We start from the raw sequence: 19,791 nt of genomic DNA on the forward strand, positions 1-19,791 counted from the left end.
TTTTTACGCATTATCCTACGCAAAACCGCTTCGTACTATTGCTGGAAATGCTCTAATGAAAAGGCGCCACATGGCGCCTTTTTTCTTTATCGTCAGGTCCGACCGCCCGGCGCAGTTTCTTTGTTCGGGCTTTCCGGCTCGCTGTCGAAACTTTTCGCAATATCCATGAAGCGACGCATGAAGCGTTCCATATAGCTCATGGACTGCTCGAATTCCTGCTCGGTCGGCAAGCCAGAAGCGGCACTTCCGCCCTTCCCCTCAAGAGCGGAAACCTTGTCTTCAAGTTTCTCTAGACGATCCTGCAAGTCGGCAATGTCGTTCTCATAAGCTTCGCGATCTTCGGTCGCCATCTTGCAGACGAGCTGTCCCTGCTGCTCCGTGCAGGTCGAGAGCGCCCCGGTTCGTGTATCCAGGCGGACATAACCGGTTTCCGTGCCTTCCAGCCGATAACGCCCGTTTTCCTGCGCAAATGCAACACTTGGAGCAAGCGCTGAACCGAGAAGAGCAACAGCAGCCAGATTGCGAACCATCAGTGTCTTTCTGTTCAACATAATGCAATTCCCTTCAGCTTCTCTTTGAGATGTCCCCATCATATGGGACGTTTACGACGAAAATCGAACATGCGGGACTTTGATTTCCGAAGAATTTCAGTCTAGAGAGCAGCCATGACCAATGAGATCATCTATAAGATCGCTCCGCGCGACCTTTGGGCACAAGCAGAACAGGCTGGTAGTTTTACCGGGGCTCCGGTTGATATTGCCGACGGCTATATCCATTTCTCTACTGCAACACAGGTGCGGGAAACGGCAGCCAAGCATTTTGCGGGCCAACAGGATTTGCTTCTGATCAGTGTGAACGCTTCCGCGCTTGGAGCAGCATTGAAATTTGAAGTTTCACGCGGCGGAGCCCTGTTTCCTCATCTTTACGGCGAGCTGCCGCTTGCAGCTGTTTTGAAGGTTGAACCCTTGCCACTGGGCGATGATGGTCTTCACATTTTTCCGGAGCTGGAAGATTAATGAGCGGGCTTTTTGAAACTCTCGGGCGACGCGCCCTCTTTGCCTTTGATGCGGAACAGGCACATGGCCTTTCCATCGCTGGCCTGAAGACAGGTCTTGTCACCTGCGGCGCGCCAAACGATCCGGCTCTTTCCGTCAAGGTTGCCGGCCTGCAGTTTCCAAATCCGCTCGGCATGGCGGCAGGTTATGACAAGAACGCCGAAGTCCCGGATGCACTGCTGAAACTGGGCTTCGGCTTCACCGAAATCGGCACCATCACACCGCGCCCTCAAAGCGGCAATCCACGCCCGCGCATTTTCCGCCTCGTTGAAGATAGAGCGGTTATCAATCGTCTTGGCTTCAACAATGAAGGCCATGATGCGGCGTTTAAGCGCCTGACGCAACGTGCAGGCAAGAGCGGTATCGTGGGCGTCAATATCGGCGCCAACAAGGATGCCGAAGACCGCATCGCCGATTATGTTGCCGGTATTCGCCGCTTCTATCAGCTGGCACGTTATTTCACGGTCAACATCTCTTCGCCCAACACTCCGGGTCTGCGCAATCTTCAGGCTCGCGACAGCCTGCGTGAATTGTTGAGCCGGGTACTGGAAGCCCGAAACGAAGAAGGCAAGATGTGCACGCTGAAGCGTCCGGTTTTCCTCAAGATCGCGCCCGATCTGGCCAATGAAGAACTGGACGATATAGCCGCCGAGGCAACCGAACAGAAGCTGGACGGCATCATCATATCCAATACGACACTTTCACGCGCCGGACTGAAAAGCGCAGAAAATCGTGATGAAACAGGTGGGCTTTCCGGTGCCCCACTTTTCGACCGTTCCACCATCGTCCTTGCCCGGATGCGCGAGCGCGTCGGTCCTGACATGCCGCTGATCGGTGTCGGCGGCGTGGATAGCGCCGAGACAGCGCTGACGAAGATCAAGGCAGGCGCCGATCTCGTCCAGCTTTATACGGGCCTGATCTATCGCGGCCCGAACCTGCCTGCTGAAATCGTGCGCGGCCTGTCCGCCGCTGTAAAACGTGAGGGCGTTACCAACATCACCGCACTGCGCGACCGGGACACCAAAGACTGGGCCCGGCGCGAACTGTCTGCATGATTAAGCGATGAATTCTGTACGATAGCGTCGCGGAAGAATCGCCAGAAGCGTAACGCCGCGGATAGACAGAAACAGATTGAGAGCCAGCCAAAGCCCGTGATTGCCCATCACGGGCTTTGCCGCATAAAGAACAACCATAAAGAGTGCGAGCGACAGAAACATCATGTTGCGCATGTCGCGCGACCATGTGGCGCCGATATAGACCCCGTCCATATGGAAGGCCAGCAGCCCCGTAATGCCTGTCAGCGCCGCCCATGGCAGATATTTCAGAGCCTCGGCATGAACGTCTTCAGCCTTGGACAGAAGCCCAATGATGGCATCGCCGAACACCAGCAGGAAAAAGGCGATGATGCTCGCCATGACCAGCCCCCACACGAAAGTGAGCTTGGCACCCCGCACAAAGGCCGGGCTGTAACGCGCTCCGATCGACCGGCCGACAATCTGTTCGGCAGCCGCCGCCATGCCGTCCAGAAAGAAACCGGCAACGAGAAAGAAGTTCAACAAGACGGCATTGGCCGCAAGCGTGACCGTTCCAAGGTCGGATCCCGCCCGCGTAAAGAACGCGAAGGCAGTCAGAAGCAGGAACGAACGGATCATGATGTCGCGATTGACCGCGAACATGCGCAAAATTCCTTGCTTCTGAAAGATGCGTGCCCGGTTCGGACGCAGGGACGCATCCTTGCGGAAATGCCTCAGCACGATGAACATGCCGACGAGAGCGGCAACCGTTTCACCAGTCACTGTCGCCCAGGCAACCCCCGTGACGCCCCAGCCCATTTCAAGACCGAGGATGATGCAGAGCACTATATTGATGCCGTTGAGCAGCACTTGAAGACCGAGACCGACAAGGCCCTGTCCGCGGCCAAGAACCAGCCCGAGGATCGAATAATTGATCAGCGCAACCGGTGCCGACAACATGCGGATCGACACATAGGTCGCCATGGCTTCCTGCGTGGCGGAAGTTGGATGCATGAAAGTGGACGAGACAGCGATGATGATCGGCAGGCACAGGATCATCAGACTGCCGGCTACCACCGCGATAATGATTGCGCGCCAGAAGATCGCCTGTTCTTCCACTGCGTCTTCCGCACCCACGGCCTGCGCCACAAGTCCAGTCGTGCCGGAGCGGAGGAAGTTGAACATCGATAGCAGGAAGTCAAATACCAGCGCGCCGATCGCCAGACCGCCGATCAGCTCGGCCTGTCCCATCTGGCCGACAACGCCCATGTCCACAAGTCCGAGAAGCGGCGTCGTGATTGCAGCAAGCGTCATGGGAATGGCGATCAGCATCACCATCCGGTGCGTTACGTCGAACGGCCTTGTTACGCCACCAACACGTTGCAGCGACTGATCCATTATGTTTGTCCCGAATGCATTCCCTCTGATGAAGATCATCTACTCTGGAATCAATCGAAACTACAGATAATTCGGCCACCGCATTGTCGCAGTTCCTGACAGCGAACTGTCAGGAGAAACGCGATGTTAGAGACCCAACATCATGGCCCAATATATGTAAGTGGGTTTGTTTTCAGGCGTAGCCCAGGCAAGGCCATAATGCTCGAATGTCGGATCGAGCATGTTCTTGCGATGGCCCGGCGATTTCATCCATGCGTCGAAGACGGCTTGGGTATCACGCTGTCCCGAGGCCACGTTTTCGGCGGCTGGTCCGCGGATACCCGCCTGGCGCAGTCGCGCGACGAAGCCATTGCCCCAACCGACGCTGTGACCGATCTTTCCGTAACTCGCCATACGCCTTGCTTGATAAAGCGCGGCTTGCTCGAGCTTGGAATCGGTCGCCATCAAAGGCAGGCCATTTGCCTTGCGAATAGCGTTGAAAATCGGGGTGGGATCATTGTCTCCGGCAGCCAGCGCCATGTTCAATGGCGCGGCCGACACCGCCAGCGCCCCACCTGCGAGGACCAGAAAACCGCGCCGGTTGAGTGTTAATCCTTGTTTTTGCTGCATTGCCTGTCTGAGCTATCCAATTACCGAATTGAGTTCATTTCCGGTAGCTGAGGATACGGAGCAAAATAAAGGCAGGAATGACGACAGCCGCCCCAAGGATCAGATAATCGACAAAACCTGAGATTGCCGAAAAGCCCATATTCCACAGGCGCAGGAAGAAATCGCGAATGCCGTAGAAAATATCATAGGGCGTCCAGTGAAACGCGCTCATGACCACGCCGACGACCAGCGAGATCAGCACCAGCTTGATCAGGACGCGGGCGGGGGTATCGCCAAGAAAACGGTTCACACCATCCGACATGCAAATCTCCTGAGTGGTTATTGGTCAAAGCGACAGATTCATCGCGCAAGAAATAGGCTGTCCGTGCAACCTTCGCAAGTTCCACACGCGTTTATCGCTGTTTGCGGTAATCTCGCGGAGCTTTCTGCTTTTGCCGCGAAAATGAACGGTTCATGCTGCGCGTATCGGTGAAACCGCTTGCAACAGCCACTTCCAGCAGGGACAGACCTGTTTCGGATAAAAGTTCTTTGGCCTTTTTAACCCGAAGTTCTTCGCGAACCTCGAATGCCGTTCGCTCAAGGGCAAGTTTGAAACCACGCTCCATCTGGCGGACAGAAATTCCCAATCGCCGCGCGACATCGATCATCGGCACCGGGTCTTCCAGCGTTTCCTCAAAAATACGGATCGCCTTGCGGATCATCGGCGAGCGTACACCGTTGAAACTCAGAGCGGGTTGTTCAGAACGTACAAGCTCATAAGGGATCATGAGGATGGATGCGCTCTTGCGCGCCAGTTCCTCGGAAATTTCGTTCTGTATGATTGAAAGTGCCAGCGACGCCGTACCAAGCCCACCAGCACAGGTGAAATGTCTTCCGCTGCGGTGAAACAGGCTGGTCGTATCGGCTGTATAACCGTCGAAAAGCTCCAGAAAATCGTCGCGATGGAACCAGCTGACGCAGCAATTGCGGTCCGGCAGAAGATCGGCCTCCGCCAGCAGAAAGGCGGCAGTACAAAGACCGACTACGGTCTTGCCGCGCCGGTCCGCACGCTTGATGATATCGATCAGTGCCTGCTGCCTTGGCCGATACTGTGCAAGCAGCCCGCCGACAACGGCAACATAATCACAATCGTCGAGTTCTCCCATGGGGGCCGTCGGCTCGATCACCATGCCGGAGCTGGAGGTTACGGGGTCTCCTGATAGCGTGCAGATTTTCCATGCGCAGCGTATCTGACGGCTCTTGTCGCGATCATCGGCAGCAAGACGAAAAGGATCGAGGAAAAGGCTGAGCGCACTCAGCGTAAAGCCCGGCAGCGCAACAATGCCGACCGATAGCCTGCGCTGCGGGGCATCCGTTGTCGCTTGAAGCTTCCCGTCCTGATCCCGTTCGATTCCAGTTGTCACTTAGGTCGGTCTCCTCCACCCAGAACTATATCTGCTCGGAGGAGGCTAATACAGTCAACGAAAATGCTTGGAAAGCTTCAACTGCTGCGCCTGATAGTTGGAGCCGAGGTCGACACCGTAAAGCGCAGATGGGCGGTGCAGCATGTGTTCGTAAACCAGACGCCCGACGATCTGCCCGTGCTCCAGAATGAACGGAACCTCATGGCTGCGAACTTCCAGAACGGCGCGGCTGCCGGTTCCACCCGCAGCGCTATGCCCGAAACCCGGATCGAAGAAGCCTGCATAGTGAACTCGGAATTCGCCAACCAGCGGATCAAACGGCGTCATTTCCGCCGCATAAAGCGGGGGAACATGCACGGCCTCGCGTGAGACGAGAATATAGAATTCATCCGGATCAAGTACGAGTTCGCGCGCGCCGCGATCATAGATCGGTTCCCAAAAGTCGAGAACGTCGTGCGCCGCACGCTTGTCCACATCGACCACAGCAGTATGGTGCTTGCCGCGATAGCCGATCAGCCGGTCAGGACCGCCCGAAAGATCGACCGAAAGGGCGATGCCGCCGCCGGAAATATTCGGCATTTCCGCAGCAACCAGTGTTTCGGCATTATGCAGAGCAGCGAGTTCAGCTTCATCAAGCTGGGCCCGCCCCTTGCGGAAGCGTATCTGCGACAAGCGCGATCCCGTGCGCACGACGATCGGGAATGTGCGCGGGCTGACTTCCAGATAAAGCGGGCCATTATATCCCGCAGGCACCTTGTCGAATTCCTGCGCTCCGTCCGCGATAACGCGGGTGAAGATATCGAGGCGTCCCGTTGAACTTTTCGGGTTTGCCGATGCCGACAGATCCGGCGACAGCGCCAACCCTTCGAGGAGCGGAACGATATAAACGCAGCCGGTCTCAAGAACTGCCCCTGCGGTCAGGTCGATCTCGTGCAGTTTCAGTCGTTCCAGCTTTTCCAGGACCGGTGTGCCTGGCCCCGGCATGAAGGAGGCGCGGACACGATAGGCCTTTGCGCCAAGCCTCAGATCGAGGCTTGCAGGCTGTATCTGATCGGGATCAAGAGGGCGTGGAGACGCCAGCAAACCGCTTTCAAACAGCGCGGAAATATCCGCATCCGCCAGAATTCCAGCATCTTTCTGCATCATTACCCCGATACTCCGTAGCCTAAAGCATGTCGTGCTTTATCGTGTTCAAGCGACATGCTTTAATCTCTTGTTTTCACGCATATCTTTATCCCGAAACCGGTTCCCACTTTCGGGAGACATGCTCTAAGCATTGCTTGACAAAGACCATTGACCGCTCGCGGCGTCAATGCCAACCCTTCCAGCAGCTAGAAACCGGGTTTTCCGCAGGAATCCAAGCATTATCACGGCATGCGGGATGCGCTTTTCCCGAAATGGGGCGGTTTCGGCATTGACGGCTCTACTCAACAGGCATAATGGAAATGTGTTCCGTGGTGATTTGGCCGGCCGGCTTGCAGCCACGTTAAAGAATTCGCTAAAAAAGGCCGCGGTTCGTTACCGGCCTTTTGCGTGTTCGGAAGGCCGGTTTTTTATTGGCCGCCGAGGCTCGACTATCCTGCCCCGGCCGACCAGCTTTCGACAGGTTGGAAAAATGACGACTGAGAATACCCGCAAGTTTCGCCCTGCAACTGAGCTCGTGCATGCCGGATCGTTGCGTTCCGGATTTGCCGAAATGTCGGAAGCAATGTTCCTGACACAGGGCTTCCTCTATCCGAATGCCGAAGCCGCCGAAGCGCGCTTCAAGGGCGAGGATCCGGGTTTCATCTATTCGCGTTATGCCAACCCGACCACCGACATGTTCGAAAAACGCATGTGCGCGCTGGAAGGCGCCGAAGAAGCCCGTGCAACCGCATCCGGCATGGCAGCGGTCGCAGCTGCGATCCTGTGTCAGGTGCAGGCGGGCGATCATGTGATTTCTGCCCGCGCCGTTTTCGGTTCCTGTCGCTACATCGTAGAGACTATCTTGCCGAAATATGGCGTCGAAATCTCGATTATCGACGGCTCCGATATTGAAAACTGGAAAGCGGCTGTTCGCCCGAACACCAAGGTCATGTTCCTTGAAAGTCCGTCCAATCCGACGCTCGAAATCATCGACATTGCTGCCGTTGCACAGGTCGCCAATGAAGCGGGCGCCAAACTGATCGTCGACAACGTTTTTGCCACACCACTTTTCCAGAAGCCTCTGGAGTTGGGCGCGCATATCGTCGTTTACTCTGCGACCAAGCATATCGACGGTCAGGGACGCTGCCTTGGTGGTGTAGTCCTCTCCGACCGCGAATGGATTGAAAACACCCTGCAGGATTATTTCCGTCACACCGGTCCGGGGCTCAGCCCATTCAACGCGTGGATCATGCTGAAGGGTCTTGAAACACTGGCCGTTCGCGTGCGCCAGCAGACGCTATCGGCGACTGCGGTTGCCGACTTCCTCGCAAACAAGCCGGGCGTGAAGCGCGTGATCTATCCGGGACGGGCAGACCATCCGCAGGCCGACATCATCGCCAAGCAGATGACCGGCGGCTCGACCCTCATTGCTTTGGAACTTGACGGTGGCAAGGAAGCAGCCTTCAAGTTCCAGAACGCGTTGCAGGTCTTCAGCATCTCCAACAATCTGGGTGACGCAAAAAGCCTGATTACACATCCGGCGACAACCACGCACAAGAATCTTAGCGACGAGGCAAAAGCTGAACTCGGTATCTCGGACGGCCTCCTGCGTATCTCGGTTGGCCTCGAAGATACGGATGATCTCGTGGAGGATGTAGAAGAAGCGCTGAAGGCCGCGCGCTAAGCAAACACAGAGCTATATTGTGGCATTTAGGCTGCAAACAAAGGCTAAAACTGAGCATTTGTCGGAACATTTCGGCAAATGCCGTTCATTTGACGTGCCGAATTGTTGACCTCCCCCGCAACTTTAGCGATAGGTGGGGCGAACAACGGTGCCCATGAACAGAATCGGCAAACCGTTCAATGCAAAGCATCATTGCGATCCGGTCTCAACTGATCCCAAGGGTGCCAAGGCCGATGTGAATGTAGGGCGGGTGCGCATGTACAGAGCGGTAACGCGGGGGATCGAAGTTTCGGTCGAACCTTTTTATCTGGAAGATCAATCCGAACCCGAAGAAAACCGTTATGTCTGGGGCTATCGTATAACGATTGCTAACAACTCCACGGAAACCGTACAGCTTCGTTCGCGTTACTGGCAGATTACCGATGCGAACGGGTATGTCGAGGAAGTGCGCGGGCCGGGCGTGGTCGGCGAACAACCAACGCTCGAACCAGGCGACTCTTTTCAATACTCATCGGGCTGCCCGTTGACCACCACGTCGGGAGTCATGGTCGGACGCTATCAGATGCAGGGTAACGGCGGCAGCTTGTTCGAAGTGGATATACCCGCGTTCTCGCTCGATATTCCGGAACAAAGGCGAACTTTAAATTAGGTTGGTCATAAAAAATGGCTCGCTACCAGTGGTAACAAGCCATTTTCTCAGCTGTAATAAAGCCTAGGACTTTGGCGCGAATTCCGCCGGATCGAACTCATAGCGTTTCGAGCAGAACTCACAGGTCACGGAAATCTTGCCGTTGTCCGCACTCTCCGCAATTTCCTCGGCTGTAAAACCTGACAGCACACCGGAAATTTTGTCCCGCGAGCACGAACACTCGTCCAGCACAGGCACAGAGTCGAACACGCGCACGCCACGTTCATGAAACAGACGATAAAGCAGCCGCTCGGAGCCGACCTGCGGGTCCGTCAGTTCGGAACTTTCGATCGTTCCAACCAGCGAACGGGCTTCGTCCCATGCGTCGTCTTCGGGATGAAAGGCGACTTCGGCTTCATCCTCATCACCGCCTGGCAGGTCGGGGATGCGTGCGCGCAGTTCGGATTCCGGCAGGAACTGAATGATCAGCCCGCCAGCACGCCACTGTTCCACTGGCTTACCATCGGCACCGCGTTCGACAAGCTTGGCAACGCTCAGTTTCAGATCAGTCGGAATCTGTTCCGACTGACGGAAATAGGTCGTGGCGATTTCTTCCAGCGTCGAACCATCAAGCGCAACAATGCCCTGATAGCGCTGAGTATAAGCGCCCTGATCCACGGTGAAGGCGAGTGTGCCTCGTCCAAGCAGTTCCTCGGGCTTCGTCTTGTGGGCGGCAACCGCCTCCTTCAAGCGCTCTTCGTCGAAACGTGCATAGGCGCGTACCGAACGCGGCGTGCGGAAATCGACCACCAGCATGTCGACGGGACCGTCGGACTGCGTCTGGAAGATAAACTTGCCTTCAAATTTGAGCGAAGTGCCAAGCAATACGGTCAGCACCGTTGCTTCCGCCAGCAGGCGGGCCACTTCTTCCGGATAGTTATGGCGTTTCAGAATGCCGTCGATACTCGCGCCAAGCTGAACCGCGCGACCACGCACGTCGAGTCCTTCCACCTGAAAGGGCACAACGGCGTCATCGCCTGCGAAGTCGAAATCGCCCAGATTGACCTGGATGTTCTCGACTTCGGTATGCTCATTGCTGGTCTTGTCAGCCAAATTATGCTCCCAGATCGCGGCTTTGCAGACACCAGGCCAGAATGGCTTTCTGGGCATGGAGCCTGTTTTCCGCTTCATCGAATACGACCGATTGTGGTCCATCGATCACTTCATCCGTCACTTCCTCGCCGCGATGTGCAGGCAGGCAGTGCATGAAAAGCGCCTTCGGATCAGCTTTTGCCATCAGTCGCGCATTGACCTGATAGGGCATGAAAACGTTGTGGCCGCGGGCATGATCTTCCTGCCCCATCGAAACCCACGTATCGGTCACGATGCAATCTGCGCCGTTCGCCGCTCTTTCCGGATCGATGGTAGACATGATGCTCGCGCCATTCGCTTTCGCCCAATCGACATATTGCGACTTGGGTTCACTGCCTTCCGGCGTTGCGATATTGACGTTGAAATCAAAACGCGCCGCAGCTTCAACCAGCGAGTGGAGGACGTTGTTACCGTCCCCCATCCAGGCAAAAGTCTTGCCTTTGATCGGGCCGCGATGTTCCTCATATGTAAGAACGTCAGCCATGATTTGACAAGGGTGTGTATCGTCCGTCAGTGCATTGATAACCGGAACAGTTGCATATTCGGCAAGTTCCAGCATGCGTTCATGCGATGTGGTGCGGATCATGATCGCATCAACATAGCGCGACAGAACTTTCGCCGTATCGGCGATGGTTTCACTGCGCCCGAGCTGCATTTCCGAACCGGTCAGCATGATCGTCTCGCCGCCAAGCTGGCGCATACCGACATCGAACGACACACGCGTGCGCGTGGAAGGCTTTTCGAAGATCATCGCAAGCACCTTGCCGGCGAACGGTCGTTCGATTTCTCCCGCCTTCAGGCGCGCCTTGCGCGCCTTGGCGTCTTCCATGATAGCGCGAAGTTCCGATGCCGGAACAGCAGAGAGGTCGATAAAGTGTTTGATCCCGTTATCGTTAGCCATGATATCACGCCGTCTTGCTGATCGGATTTACAGTTGCGAGCCGTTCGACCGCCGTTTCAATGCGCTTCAGCGCTTCACGTGCTTCTTCCGGCGTCGTAACCAGCGGTGGCAACAGACGAACGACATTGTCGCCAGCGCCGACGCTCAGGAAATGCTCGTCACGAAGGGCTTGAATGAGACTGGTATTCGGCAACACACATTTGATGCCGATCAGCAGGCCGCGACCACGGATTTCGGAGACAACACTCGGGTAGCGGTCAACGATGGAAGCAAGCCCTTGCTTCATGACCAGAGCGGTTGCCTGAACATTTTCGAGGAAACCGTCAGCCAGAACAACATCGAGCACGGCATTACCGACGGCCATGGCCAGCGGGTTGCCGCCATAGGTCGTGCCGTGAACACCAGCCGTCATGCCCTTGGCCGCTTCTGCGGTCGCGAGACAAGCACCCATCGGGAAACCGCCGCCGATGCCCTTGGCCACAGCCATGATGTCCGGCTTGATACCAGCCCATTCATGCGCAAACAGCTTGCCCGTGCGGCCAACGCCGGTCTGCACTTCGTCGAGGATCAGCAGAAGACCCTTTTCATCACAGATCTGGCGCAGCATGCGCATGAACTCTTCAGGGAAACCGCGCAAACCGCCTTCGCCCTGCACGGGTTCAAGCAGGATCCCTGCGGTCTCATCAGTAATAGCGGCACGCAATGCCGCTTCATCACCGAACGGAACCTGATCAAAACCGTCGACCTTCGGGCCAAAGCCTTCGAGATACTTGGCCTGACCGCCAGCGGCAATCGTGGCCAGTGTGCGGCCATGGAAGGCGCCTTCAAAGGTCACAATGCGGTAGCGTTCCGGGTGACCGCTTACATATTGATAACGGCGCGCGGTCTTGATCGCGCATTCAAGGGCTTCAGCGCCGGAGTTGGTGAAGAAGACCTTGTCGGCGAAAGTGCTCTCGACAAGACGCCGTCCTAGCTTCTCCTGCGCCGGAATTTCGTAGACATTCGACAGATGCCACAGCTTTTCCGCCTGGGTCTTCAGCGTTTCCACCAGATGTGGATGCGAATGGCCAAGCGAGTTCACAGCAATGCCGGCAGCAAAGTCGAGGTAACGTTCGCCGTTTTCGGTAATCAGCCAGATGCCCTCACCTCGCTCGAAGCGCAGCGCCGCACGATTATAGGTGTCGTAAAGCGGTTGCACGGTCGTAGCGTCGGTCATAGCGTCAGGCCTCCAAAGCCTTTTTTGCAGCTTGCACGGTCGCACCGGCAAAGCTGTGTTTCCCATAAATAGTCCTCAGGCACTCGAAACGGTTCCCACCTTTCGAAAAGCGCCCAATATTCCATCCCAGCTGCCGCGAAAATATAATGAGACATGAGGGAATGGCCCAGATAGCTCATGCTCCTCGCCTGAGCTTCCGGCAGAAATAAAAAACCGCCCTCAGGGCGGCATATTTATCTCGCGCGTATATTGGCGTTCACAAAAAAAATGTCAATCAAAGCAAGCAAGGTTTGCAGGTCATCTTTCGGCATGAGTTCATGCATTTTCTCGTTCTTGTAACATTCGCCGGTCGAAGGTGACTTTACGCGAGCGTCCACACTCTATAGAGAAAGGCCTCTCCTCGGCTGAGGCTGCCAGACGGCATATCCGCTTCGCAAGTTCGCGATGTTCCATCCTGAAACAATCCGGGTTTTCAGTTCAGGACCAATTGCGTGCAAAAATTCGGCGCTGGATCAAAGAAAAACCGTCTTTGGCACCCAAGTTGGGGAAAACCATAAAAATGGAATCTGCCTGACAGGGCTATCCCTTGTCATGGAGTCGTTGGATATTGTAGTTTCTTTTTAGAGATTAAAGCTACATTTCGTGCGGCGGACCTAGTCACCCGGATAGATATGGTGTTTGCGCTTGGAGCAATCCGAGAACACTGGCGGATTCCGGATAACGAAAATGATTGGAGCCCAGGGCGATGAACTGGACAGACGAACGCGTCGAACTACTGAAGAAACTGTGGAGCGAAGGCTTGAGCGCAAGCCAGATCGCAGCACAGCTTGGCGGCGTGAGCCGTAATGCAGTGATCGGCAAAGTGCACCGTTTGAAGCTTTCAGGCCGTGGCAAAACCACGACCGCTGCTCCACGCAGCAAGAAGGTCAACACGGTTGCCGCAGCGCCACGTCCTGCAGCACAACATTCAACCGGCGTGCATACGACGACGATGCGCACGGCTACGGTCACCAAGACGGTTGGCGCTACTGCACTTCAGATGGACTACGCCGTAGACGTCGTTGCGGAAAGAGTGGTCAAGCCGGCTTCAGATGTGGTGGTGCCTATTTCGCGCCGTCTCTCACTGCTGCAGCTGAGCGAACGTACCTGCAAGTGGCCGATTGGCGACCCGCTGAACGAAGACTTTCATTTCTGCGGCCATGAATCCGGTGAATCGAGCCCATATTGCAGCTATCATTCGCGTCTGGCTTTCCAGCCGACTGCGGAACGCCGTCGGGCTCGTTAAGACGAATACGAGAATGAGATTATTGGGCCCCGGAGCGAAAGCTTCCGGGGCCTTTATTTTAGTCCGCACACGCCTTGTCCCGAAAACCACCCCACAACTTTCGGGGTGCGTTCTATTTCAAAGTAGACTTGTAAACTTCCAGCGTGCGGTCAGCGATCCCGCTCCAGCTGTAATCCCGCGCGATCCAGTCGATCATTTCTTGCGACTGCTTGCTGGTCAACGGGCTATCGATCTTCCGTCGCAGCGCATCCTTCAATGCATCGACATTGCCAAGCGGAAAGTAACTCTCCTCTGAAAGCCCCACTTCGACATTGGCAGTAATATCGCTTGCGAGTACGTTCAAGCCATACCCCATCGCCTCCAGCAGAGCGATCGGCATGCCCTCGTGGCTGGATGGCAGAACGAACAATGCCGCCTGACTGAACAAGGCTGACAGCTCTTCTCCCTGAAGTGCGCCCGTCAGCACGACACCTGGCACAGCATCAGCCCTTGCGCGGACGGCTCCGGCATATTCAGCGGTATATTCCGCCGAACCGATCAGAGCCAGTTTCAAAGAAGGATCGGAAAGTTTTGCAAACGCCTCGATGAGATCGAGTTGACGTTTCTCTGGAACAATCCGTGCCACAAGAGCGATATACCGCTCCGGTAACAGGCCGTGCTTCTCCAACCACGTCTTGTCTCGGCAGGCAGGACGCAGCGTGACGCCGTTCGGGATAAATGTGATCGGCACATGGAAATGCTGTTGCATGGTTTGCGCGATGTCGTTGGACACAGCGATACGTGCATTTGCAAAACGCATCCCGCACCATTCGCCAAGCTTCAGCATCGTGCGCGCAAGACGCCCCCACTTCTGACGATTATAGTCAAATCCGTGGTGCGTCACGACCGTGCGTAACCCCAGCAGACGCGCCAGCGGAACAGCCAGAGCCGGACCGATTGCGTGAATGTGCAGAACATCCGGACGTTTGAACCCTGCCCGCAGCACGCCCAGAACCGTATGGACAATCGCCTCGAATTTCATGGAAGTCGGCGCCCAGATCGGCGTTACCCGCACACCCTCCCATACATAAGGCTGTTTCTTTTCAAGATATGGGCGACGTCCGATGACCTCGACATCCCAGCCCTTTGTCACATAGAGCCGGGCGAGCTCCTCGACATGTTTTTCCACTCCGCCTTGTACGTTTGGAACACCGCGTAGACCCAGCATCATGACGCGAGGTCGTCTGTCGTTTCGGACCATCAAAGCGCCCCTAACTCGGCATAAAGTTCCAGCGTGCGGTTTCTGTATGCCTGTGGCGAGAATTCGTTGCCGGCCCAAACCCGGCCTACATTCCCCATCTTGCGACGCGCCTGCGGAGATAATCTCGCAAACTCGCCAAGAACACGGGCGAGATCATCGATATCGCCTGCACGGGAAACCATTCCGGTCTCACCTTCGATGATCATTTCGGGAATTCCACCAATGTCTGCGCCAATCACCGGCACCCCAAGCGCATAGGCTTCCAGAATACTGATCGGGGCATTTTCATACCATTCAGACGGAAGAACGAGCGCCTTTGCTTCTCCGATCAGCCTATGCAGTCGTTCACCCGAGACATAGCCTGCGAATGTGACATCGCCGCCCGCCTCAGTGGCAATCGCTTTCAGTGATTGTTCTTCAGGCCCGGTGCCTGCAATAACAAGTTTCTGCCTCGCAATCGCCGCTGCACGAATGAGGGTACCGATCCCCTTTTCCGGTGCCAGTCTTCCAACATAGGCGAAGTAGTCGCCCTCATCTGCGTAAGGTTTCAGATCGTCCGTATGGGCGAAGTTGGGAATATAGACCAGCTTTTCTTCGGGCCAGCCCCATTCGGCAAGCTTGGCAATATAGAAGCGGCTCGGCACAACGATACGGTCAAGCGTATTGCGGTAAAGACCAAGCATGCGATGAATGGCTGTCTCAACGAAAACCAGCCCGCTCAGCGCCGTGGAATCCTTGATGCATTTATGAAGCGCTACATTATAAATGCGCCCGCCCTTGCAACGCTCGCAAATCTGGTTGTGTGACAGCATCTTATAGGCCGGGCAGGCCAGCTTCAGGTCGTGGGCTGTCATGACCGTCGGGATACCCGCGTCCTTCAGAACCGGGAAAATCGACGGTGACAAATGATGATAGATATTATGTGCATGCGCGACATTCGGACGAAAACGTTCGATCAACGCCTTGATCCGGTCGCGCGCTTCCCATGAATAGATGATCTTGCCCGCTTGCACGACTTTTGTGAGTGGGCTGCTTTCCCGGCCATACTCAATTTCCGAGACGAAATAGGAAGACCAGTCGGATGGGAAATTATCCGGATGCTGCATGGCAAAAGGTGCCGTTTGCCAGCCGATTTCAGAAAATAGTTTGATGTGGTCGAGAAAAACAGTTTCGGCGCCACCGCGCCGATAAAAGTAATTGTTGATCGCCAACAGGCGATGTTCTTTATCATTTAAATGCGTCAAGCAGCACCTCGTTGAGCGCCAAGGCGCGCCAATGCTTCGCGGACAGAAAGAACAGCCGCCCCGCTTTTGACCGCATGAGATACGAGGCGCTCAAAGGTTTCAGGCTTGCACCCGAACTCGGTCGGTGTATCGCTGACATCATGCGTATAGAAGACAAGCCAGCCGGGATTTGCATTCAGATCATCAATCCAGCGAGTCTGGCGCGCGGCGTCATCGTCAGGCTGCCTGATCTCCACCGCCTGCAGAAAGGCAAGGTCGATCATGCCGCGATTGATGCGGTTGCCACCTCCGCGGCATGTAGAGAAACGATCAGCAAAGAGCCGCCGCGACATCATGGAAGATGCGCAGTAGGGATAAGCGAAATTGCGCGCCTCAACACGATCAGGCTCGAACACATCGAGATAGGCGGTGTTGCGATCTAAATCGGCCACTATGTTCTGCGCCCCAACATAGGGAACCTTGAGATGATCATAGGTATGGCAACCCAATTCATGTCCGCGCTCGACCAGTTTCCGGCAGCCTTCCTGTGTGATCAGGTTCCTTTTGGCTTCTTTCGTACCAACCAGGTTGCCTGCAATATAGAAAGTGCCATGAACCCCATGCTTGTCGAGAATGGCAGCCCCGGCGCTTTCGGCCGTATCAGGCACATCGTCAAATGTGAAAGTGATGATCCGTTCATTCTTCGGCAGGCAGAATGGGCGCAATGGAAACCGACGGCTGATGCTGTCGTTCAGCCGTATAGCATACCATTCCAGGCGGCTGCGCGCCTTGTCGAGACTATCCATTTCCATCATTGCCCCAGCCCCCAAAAGCTGTTTCAGACGAGCTTTGCCTTTGCCTGCAAGCGCAATCCGAAGACAGCAACCATAATGCAGAACCACACCGCCCCACCGTTCTGAAAGAACGTGCTCTCCATACAAGACATATATAATCCGTAAAGCCAAAGGCGAATATAGAGGAGCGTTAATATAGGGTCGTTATCTGTGCTTTCCGCTTCCTTAATATACCGAAGCGGTAAGACCATTATCCAGATAAGCGTCAGAATTAAACCAATAATCCCAGCATTGATCATCATATCCAGAAAAGAATTATGTGCATTGAAGGCTGCAACGGCCCAGCTTGCGCCACCGCCACCTGCATAGACCATTTCCGGCGTTTTCCAGAATGAGTCCAGACCGTAGCCGAAAATCGGCTTTGCCGAGATTGCGGCGAATGCGAGTTTCCAGATGTCAGATCGATTTGTAAAGCTGGCGTCAACGCCCAGGCTTTGGACAAGCTCGCGCAAGGGATCGAAAACGGCCGCTCCGACAGCAATAATATTGAAAGCAGCGATCCCGCCGATAGCAATGAAAACACGTGTCCATTTCAGTCGCACAAACACCAGCGACATCACGACGATAAACGGCAACATGGCCGTCGATGTCTTGCCGCCCGTGTTAAGAACAAAGAACACGCAAAGGGCGACGATAAGCATACCCGTCTTCGGCAAGCCGGTTTTCCAGATATAGAGGCCGAAAAAGCTCATCAGCACCAGAGAGGCGGCGGCGGCATTCTTGTGTGGATAGTGGCCGCGCCATGCACCGGCCAGCATAGGTTCAATAACTTCAGTACCCTGATGAATAGCCCGTTGCGGCATAAAGATTACGCCGAAATAGGCAAACGCCAGGGTTATCAATGAACCAACTGCCAGCAACCGTGCCATCTGGCGTTCGGATTGCGGCAACATGAGAAAGATGCTCGCATTCAACGCGGTCAGGATGGACAAGACCACTTTCTTGCTGGCGATCATCGGGTGAGCCGACAAAAGGGCCGTCATAAAGAGCCAAAAGAAAACCAGGCCAATCAGAACGCGCGGTTGCAGAATGGCACTGCGCATGGAGCTGCTCAGTGCGCAAACCAGAAAGCTGCCCGTCAGAAACAAGGTGACCAGCTGGTTGAGCGAGCTGGAATCTGCAGCTTTGGCTGTGACGCCGGTCACGGCACCAAGATCCGGATAGGGATTGGTACCTATCCAGATGAATAAGAACATGCAGAGAAAGAGAGCGGCCCCGATAGCTGACGAGACTCGCGGTTGTATCTCCTCACGGTAATGAACCGATAGTTCAGCCAAGTCAGACCAGACCCTCACGGTTTCGACGCCATGCACCAAGATAGCCCAAACTGAGCGCGAGAACCACACCAAGGCCCATCCCGGCAATGCCACCCCCAGCACCAAGCACGACGGTCTTGGGTGGCCAGCTGCGACCAATCGGAGGAATGGCAGTCGAAATGATCCGGATATTGGTCGCATCGAGTTGCTGGCGCTGGCTCGTCTCCGATGAGCGGGTCAGGAACGTATTGTAGATAGAGACCTTGGCGGCCATGTCGCGTTCGAGGTCCGAAAGCTGGACTTGCGCGTCATTGTCGAGCGCAACAGCCGAACGTGCGGAAGCGGCCTGTGCGTTGAGAGCCGCTACAACGGCATTTGCCTGATCGAGGTCAACCTTGGCCGATTGCAGGATACGCGCCCGTTCCTGCGCCAGCTGCTGCTCCAGACCGGCAAGCTGGCGTTCCGTATTCATCAGTTCCGGATATCGCGGACCATAGGTCATGGCGAGAGCATCGTAGCGCTGTTTCAGCGACGCATATTGTCCACGCAGGTTCGTCATCGTGGGCGATTGCAAGGTGCTTGCCGGACTAACGGCGCTGCCGGTATCCTTTGTCAGCTCCTGATAGCGGGTGCTTGCATCGGCAACGCGCGCTTGGGCATCGACCAATTTAGAATTGATCTGCGTCATCGACTGGGTGCTGACGAGTTCGCCACCTGATGTTTGCAGGCCGTGCGCCCGGCGGAACGCCGAGACTTTTTCTTCCGCCTCAGTTGCCGCCTTCTGCAGAGAGGACAGACGTTCGGATAGGGCAGCGGCAGCACGTCCTGCGCCATCGGCATCTGCTTGTGCAACTTCCTCCTGGAAGGCGTTCGCCAGAGAATCTGCGACCTTTACCGATTTTTCGGGATTTTCCGTCCAGACCGCAATCGTAACCAGATAGGATCGTTCAGGACGCGTAACGTTGATCCGCTGCGACAGTGCACGCACAGCAGTCAGTGTATCATCTTTCGGACCCGTCGGTTTGCTGAGGCCAAGGATAGCCCTAACATCGAACGCTGGCGGAGGAGGCACAAACTCCTCATCCTCATTCAGCTTCAAGTCCGTCACGACCCGTCGGAGTACGTTGCCGGAAGTCAAGATGCGCATTTTGCTTTCGATGTCGAGAATCTGGCTGTCAGCCTGCAGGCTCTGGGCATAAACATCGTTGGGCAACAACTGGAGTCCAGACGGCGGAACCAGCAAATCCGTATAGGCTGTATAACGAGGCTTTGCCGTCATGCCGTAGGCGAGACCCGCCAAACCACCTATTATTGCGAGCGCTGCGATCAAAATCCACCGGGCACGCATCCAGGCGAGCGCCTCGAACAGGTCGAGTTCCGGCAGCATCAGTCCCTTGTTTGCAGGCGCAATGGTTTCAGTAACCTTTTCTTCTTCACGGACAACATACGTCTCGCGTCTGACTGCACGCAGCCGGTCATCGACGGATGCCAGATTTTCACTGGCAGTCTCTGTTACCCGTGCTTTCGAAGCGAGGTCGCGCAAGGTGTACATTAGTCGTCCCTAAGGTTCACTCAATAGCGCAAACATGGCGCTACTATTTTCCTTAGACTTAAAGATTAAAAAATTCGGTTAATGAAAGGCAATCATCTGCACGAGTGTCACCAAAATGCAAATGACGGTCATTTAGTCCTGCAGTTTGTGATAAATTTCGGTCGACATGCTTGGCACCTCATGTTCTTCGGGACTAA

At 55.4% G+C, this 19,791-nt stretch carries 19 protein-coding genes and 1 riboswitch; of the genes, 5 read left to right on the plus strand and 14 right to left on the minus strand.

The features are described 5' to 3' along the window. Positions 1–92 precede the first annotated feature (92 nt). Positions 93–551, minus strand: coding sequence for a hypothetical protein (locus FG152_RS08710; protein ID WP_012090705.1), 459 nt, complete (start codon positions 549–551; stop codon positions 93–95). A 114-nt stretch (positions 552–665) separates the two neighbouring features. Between FG152_RS08710 and FG152_RS08715 the strand changes: the two genes are divergently transcribed. Beyond that, on the plus strand, positions 666–1,016 hold the full coding sequence (locus tag FG152_RS08715) for a DUF952 domain-containing protein (protein WP_010658226.1): 351 nt from the start codon (positions 666–668) through the stop codon (positions 1,014–1,016). Further along, positions 1,016–2,110 carry a quinone-dependent dihydroorotate dehydrogenase gene (locus FG152_RS08720; protein ID WP_433761595.1) on the plus strand — a complete coding sequence of 365 codons (1,095 nt, stop codon included), beginning with the start codon at positions 1,016–1,018 and terminating at the stop codon, positions 2,108–2,110. The genes FG152_RS08715 and FG152_RS08720 overlap by 1 nt, the downstream gene beginning before the upstream one ends. Here the strand turns inward: FG152_RS08720 and FG152_RS08725 are convergent, their stop codons facing one another. The 5 genes from FG152_RS08725 to FG152_RS08745 form a co-directional block, all read right to left on the minus strand. Then, positions 2,111–3,466 carry an MATE family efflux transporter gene (locus FG152_RS08725; RefSeq protein ID WP_010658224.1) on the minus strand — a complete coding sequence of 452 codons (1,356 nt, stop codon included), beginning with the start codon at positions 3,464–3,466 and terminating at the stop codon, positions 2,111–2,113. A gap of 126 nt (positions 3,467–3,592) precedes the next feature. Continuing rightward, positions 3,593–4,075, minus strand: a complete 483-nt coding sequence (locus tag FG152_RS08730) for a CAP domain-containing protein (RefSeq protein WP_151663133.1) — start codon at positions 4,073–4,075, stop codon at positions 3,593–3,595. Positions 4,076–4,109: 34 nt separating this feature from the next. Next, complete coding sequence (locus FG152_RS08735; RefSeq protein ID WP_010658222.1) at positions 4,110–4,376, minus strand: DUF6460 domain-containing protein; 267 nt, start codon at positions 4,374–4,376, stop codon at positions 4,110–4,112. A gap of 91 nt (positions 4,377–4,467) precedes the next feature. Continuing rightward, the gene (locus FG152_RS08740) at positions 4,468–5,478 is read right to left on the minus strand and encodes a GlxA family transcriptional regulator (RefSeq protein ID WP_012090703.1); all 1,011 of its coding nucleotides are present in this window, start codon (positions 5,476–5,478) and stop codon (positions 4,468–4,470) included. 54 nt (positions 5,479–5,532) lie between these two features. Continuing rightward, positions 5,533–6,624 (minus strand): 2'-deoxycytidine 5'-triphosphate deaminase, encoded by a 1,092-nt coding sequence (locus tag FG152_RS08745; RefSeq protein WP_094514782.1) that lies wholly within the window; start codon positions 6,622–6,624, stop codon positions 5,533–5,535. Positions 6,625–6,922: 298 nt separating this feature from the next. Beyond that, positions 6,923–7,002: riboswitch (SAM riboswitch) on the plus strand. A 91-nt stretch (positions 7,003–7,093) separates the two neighbouring features. Between FG152_RS08745 and FG152_RS08750 the strand changes: the two genes are divergently transcribed. Both FG152_RS08750 and apaG read left to right on the plus strand, forming a co-directional pair. After that, positions 7,094–8,287, plus strand: coding sequence for an O-succinylhomoserine sulfhydrylase (locus FG152_RS08750; RefSeq protein ID WP_433761591.1), 1,194 nt, complete (start codon positions 7,094–7,096; stop codon positions 8,285–8,287). A 256-nt stretch (positions 8,288–8,543) separates the two neighbouring features. Beyond that, positions 8,544–8,936: a Co2+/Mg2+ efflux facilitator ApaG/CorD gene (gene apaG, locus FG152_RS08755; RefSeq protein WP_010658218.1), complete on the plus strand. Its 393-nt coding sequence runs from the start codon at positions 8,544–8,546 to the stop codon at positions 8,934–8,936. 63 nt (positions 8,937–8,999) lie between these two features. On the opposite strand, the gene FG152_RS08760 is transcribed toward apaG, so the two are convergent. From FG152_RS08760 to FG152_RS08770, 3 genes are read right to left on the minus strand one after another with little or no spacing between them, the layout of a single operon-like run. Continuing rightward, positions 9,000–10,028, minus strand: a complete 1,029-nt coding sequence (locus tag FG152_RS08760) for an Hsp33 family molecular chaperone (RefSeq protein WP_010658217.1) — start codon at positions 10,026–10,028, stop codon at positions 9,000–9,002. 1 nt (position 10,029) lies between these two features. Next, positions 10,030–10,968, minus strand: coding sequence for an ornithine carbamoyltransferase (gene argF, locus FG152_RS08765; protein WP_151662721.1), 939 nt, complete (start codon positions 10,966–10,968; stop codon positions 10,030–10,032). Between the two features lie 4 nt (positions 10,969–10,972). Next, a complete protein-coding gene (locus FG152_RS08770) occupies positions 10,973–12,184 on the minus strand; it encodes an aspartate aminotransferase family protein (protein ID WP_433761588.1) in 1,212 nt (403 codons plus the stop codon). Positions 12,185–12,929: 745 nt separating this feature from the next. On the opposite strand from FG152_RS08770, the gene FG152_RS08775 reads away from it, so the two are divergent. Next, positions 12,930–13,469, plus strand: coding sequence for a GcrA family cell cycle regulator (locus tag FG152_RS08775; RefSeq protein ID WP_010658214.1), 540 nt, complete (start codon positions 12,930–12,932; stop codon positions 13,467–13,469). A gap of 112 nt (positions 13,470–13,581) precedes the next feature. Here the strand turns inward: FG152_RS08775 and FG152_RS08780 are convergent, their stop codons facing one another. Genes FG152_RS08780 through FG152_RS08800 form a run of 5 tightly spaced genes read right to left on the minus strand, consistent with a single transcriptional unit; the run spans position 13,582 to position 19,594 of the window. Beyond that, positions 13,582–14,709: a glycosyltransferase family 4 protein gene (locus tag FG152_RS08780; protein WP_040129914.1), complete on the minus strand. Its 1,128-nt coding sequence runs from the start codon at positions 14,707–14,709 to the stop codon at positions 13,582–13,584. Beyond that, on the minus strand, positions 14,709–15,953 hold the full coding sequence (locus tag FG152_RS08785) for a glycosyltransferase family 4 protein (protein ID WP_151691189.1): 1,245 nt from the start codon (positions 15,951–15,953) through the stop codon (positions 14,709–14,711). The genes FG152_RS08780 and FG152_RS08785 overlap by 1 nt, the downstream gene beginning before the upstream one ends. Then, the gene (locus tag FG152_RS08790; protein ID WP_010658211.1) at positions 15,950–16,747 is read right to left on the minus strand and encodes a polysaccharide deacetylase family protein; all 798 of its coding nucleotides are present in this window, start codon (positions 16,745–16,747) and stop codon (positions 15,950–15,952) included. Before FG152_RS08790 ends, FG152_RS08785 begins: the two co-directional genes overlap by 4 nt. Before the next feature lie 23 nt (positions 16,748–16,770). Continuing rightward, positions 16,771–18,099, minus strand: coding sequence for an O-antigen ligase family protein (locus FG152_RS08795; protein WP_433761582.1), 1,329 nt, complete (start codon positions 18,097–18,099; stop codon positions 16,771–16,773). Next, entirely contained in the window at positions 18,065–19,594 is a 1,530-nt protein-coding gene (locus FG152_RS08800; protein ID WP_454502842.1) for a GumC family protein, read from the minus strand. The genes FG152_RS08795 and FG152_RS08800 overlap by 35 nt, the downstream gene beginning before the upstream one ends. Positions 19,595–19,791 lie beyond the last annotated feature (197 nt).

Source organism: Ochrobactrum sp. XJ1, assembly GCF_024701725.1.
Classification (GTDB): domain Bacteria; phylum Pseudomonadota; class Alphaproteobacteria; order Rhizobiales; family Rhizobiaceae; genus Brucella; species Brucella anthropi.

Excerpts from the sequence above, each read along its gene's own strand:
- FG152_RS08800 (WP_454502842.1), bottom strand. The coding sequence starts at position 19,594 with ATGTACACCTTGCGCGACCTCGCTTCGAAAGCACGGGTAACAGAGACT.
- FG152_RS08780 (WP_040129914.1), bottom strand. The coding sequence starts at position 14,709 with ATGGTCCGAAACGACAGACGACCTCGCGTCATGATGCTGGGTCTACGC.
- FG152_RS08735 (WP_010658222.1), bottom strand. The coding sequence starts at position 4,376 with ATGTCGGATGGTGTGAACCGTTTTCTTGGCGATACCCCCGCCCGCGTC.
- FG152_RS08745 (WP_094514782.1), bottom strand. The coding sequence starts at position 6,624 with ATGATGCAGAAAGATGCTGGAATTCTGGCGGATGCGGATATTTCCGCG.
- FG152_RS08750 (WP_433761591.1), top strand. The coding sequence starts at position 7,094 with ATGACGACTGAGAATACCCGCAAGTTTCGCCCTGCAACTGAGCTCGTG.
- FG152_RS08725 (WP_010658224.1), bottom strand. The coding sequence starts at position 3,466 with ATGGATCAGTCGCTGCAACGTGTTGGTGGCGTAACAAGGCCGTTCGAC.
- FG152_RS08720 (WP_433761595.1), top strand. The coding sequence starts at position 1,016 with ATGAGCGGGCTTTTTGAAACTCTCGGGCGACGCGCCCTCTTTGCCTTT.
- FG152_RS08770 (WP_433761588.1), bottom strand. The coding sequence starts at position 12,184 with ATGACCGACGCTACGACCGTGCAACCGCTTTACGACACCTATAATCGT.
- FG152_RS08715 (WP_010658226.1), top strand. The coding sequence starts at position 666 with ATGACCAATGAGATCATCTATAAGATCGCTCCGCGCGACCTTTGGGCA.
- FG152_RS08710 (WP_012090705.1), bottom strand. The coding sequence starts at position 551 with ATGTTGAACAGAAAGACACTGATGGTTCGCAATCTGGCTGCTGTTGCT.
- argF (WP_151662721.1), bottom strand. The coding sequence starts at position 10,968 with ATGGCTAACGATAACGGGATCAAACACTTTATCGACCTCTCTGCTGTT.
- FG152_RS08730 (WP_151663133.1), bottom strand. The coding sequence starts at position 4,075 with ATGCAGCAAAAACAAGGATTAACACTCAACCGGCGCGGTTTTCTGGTC.
- FG152_RS08775 (WP_010658214.1), top strand. The coding sequence starts at position 12,930 with ATGAACTGGACAGACGAACGCGTCGAACTACTGAAGAAACTGTGGAGC.
- FG152_RS08790 (WP_010658211.1), bottom strand. The coding sequence starts at position 16,747 with ATGATGGAAATGGATAGTCTCGACAAGGCGCGCAGCCGCCTGGAATGG.
- apaG (WP_010658218.1), top strand. The coding sequence starts at position 8,544 with ATGTACAGAGCGGTAACGCGGGGGATCGAAGTTTCGGTCGAACCTTTT.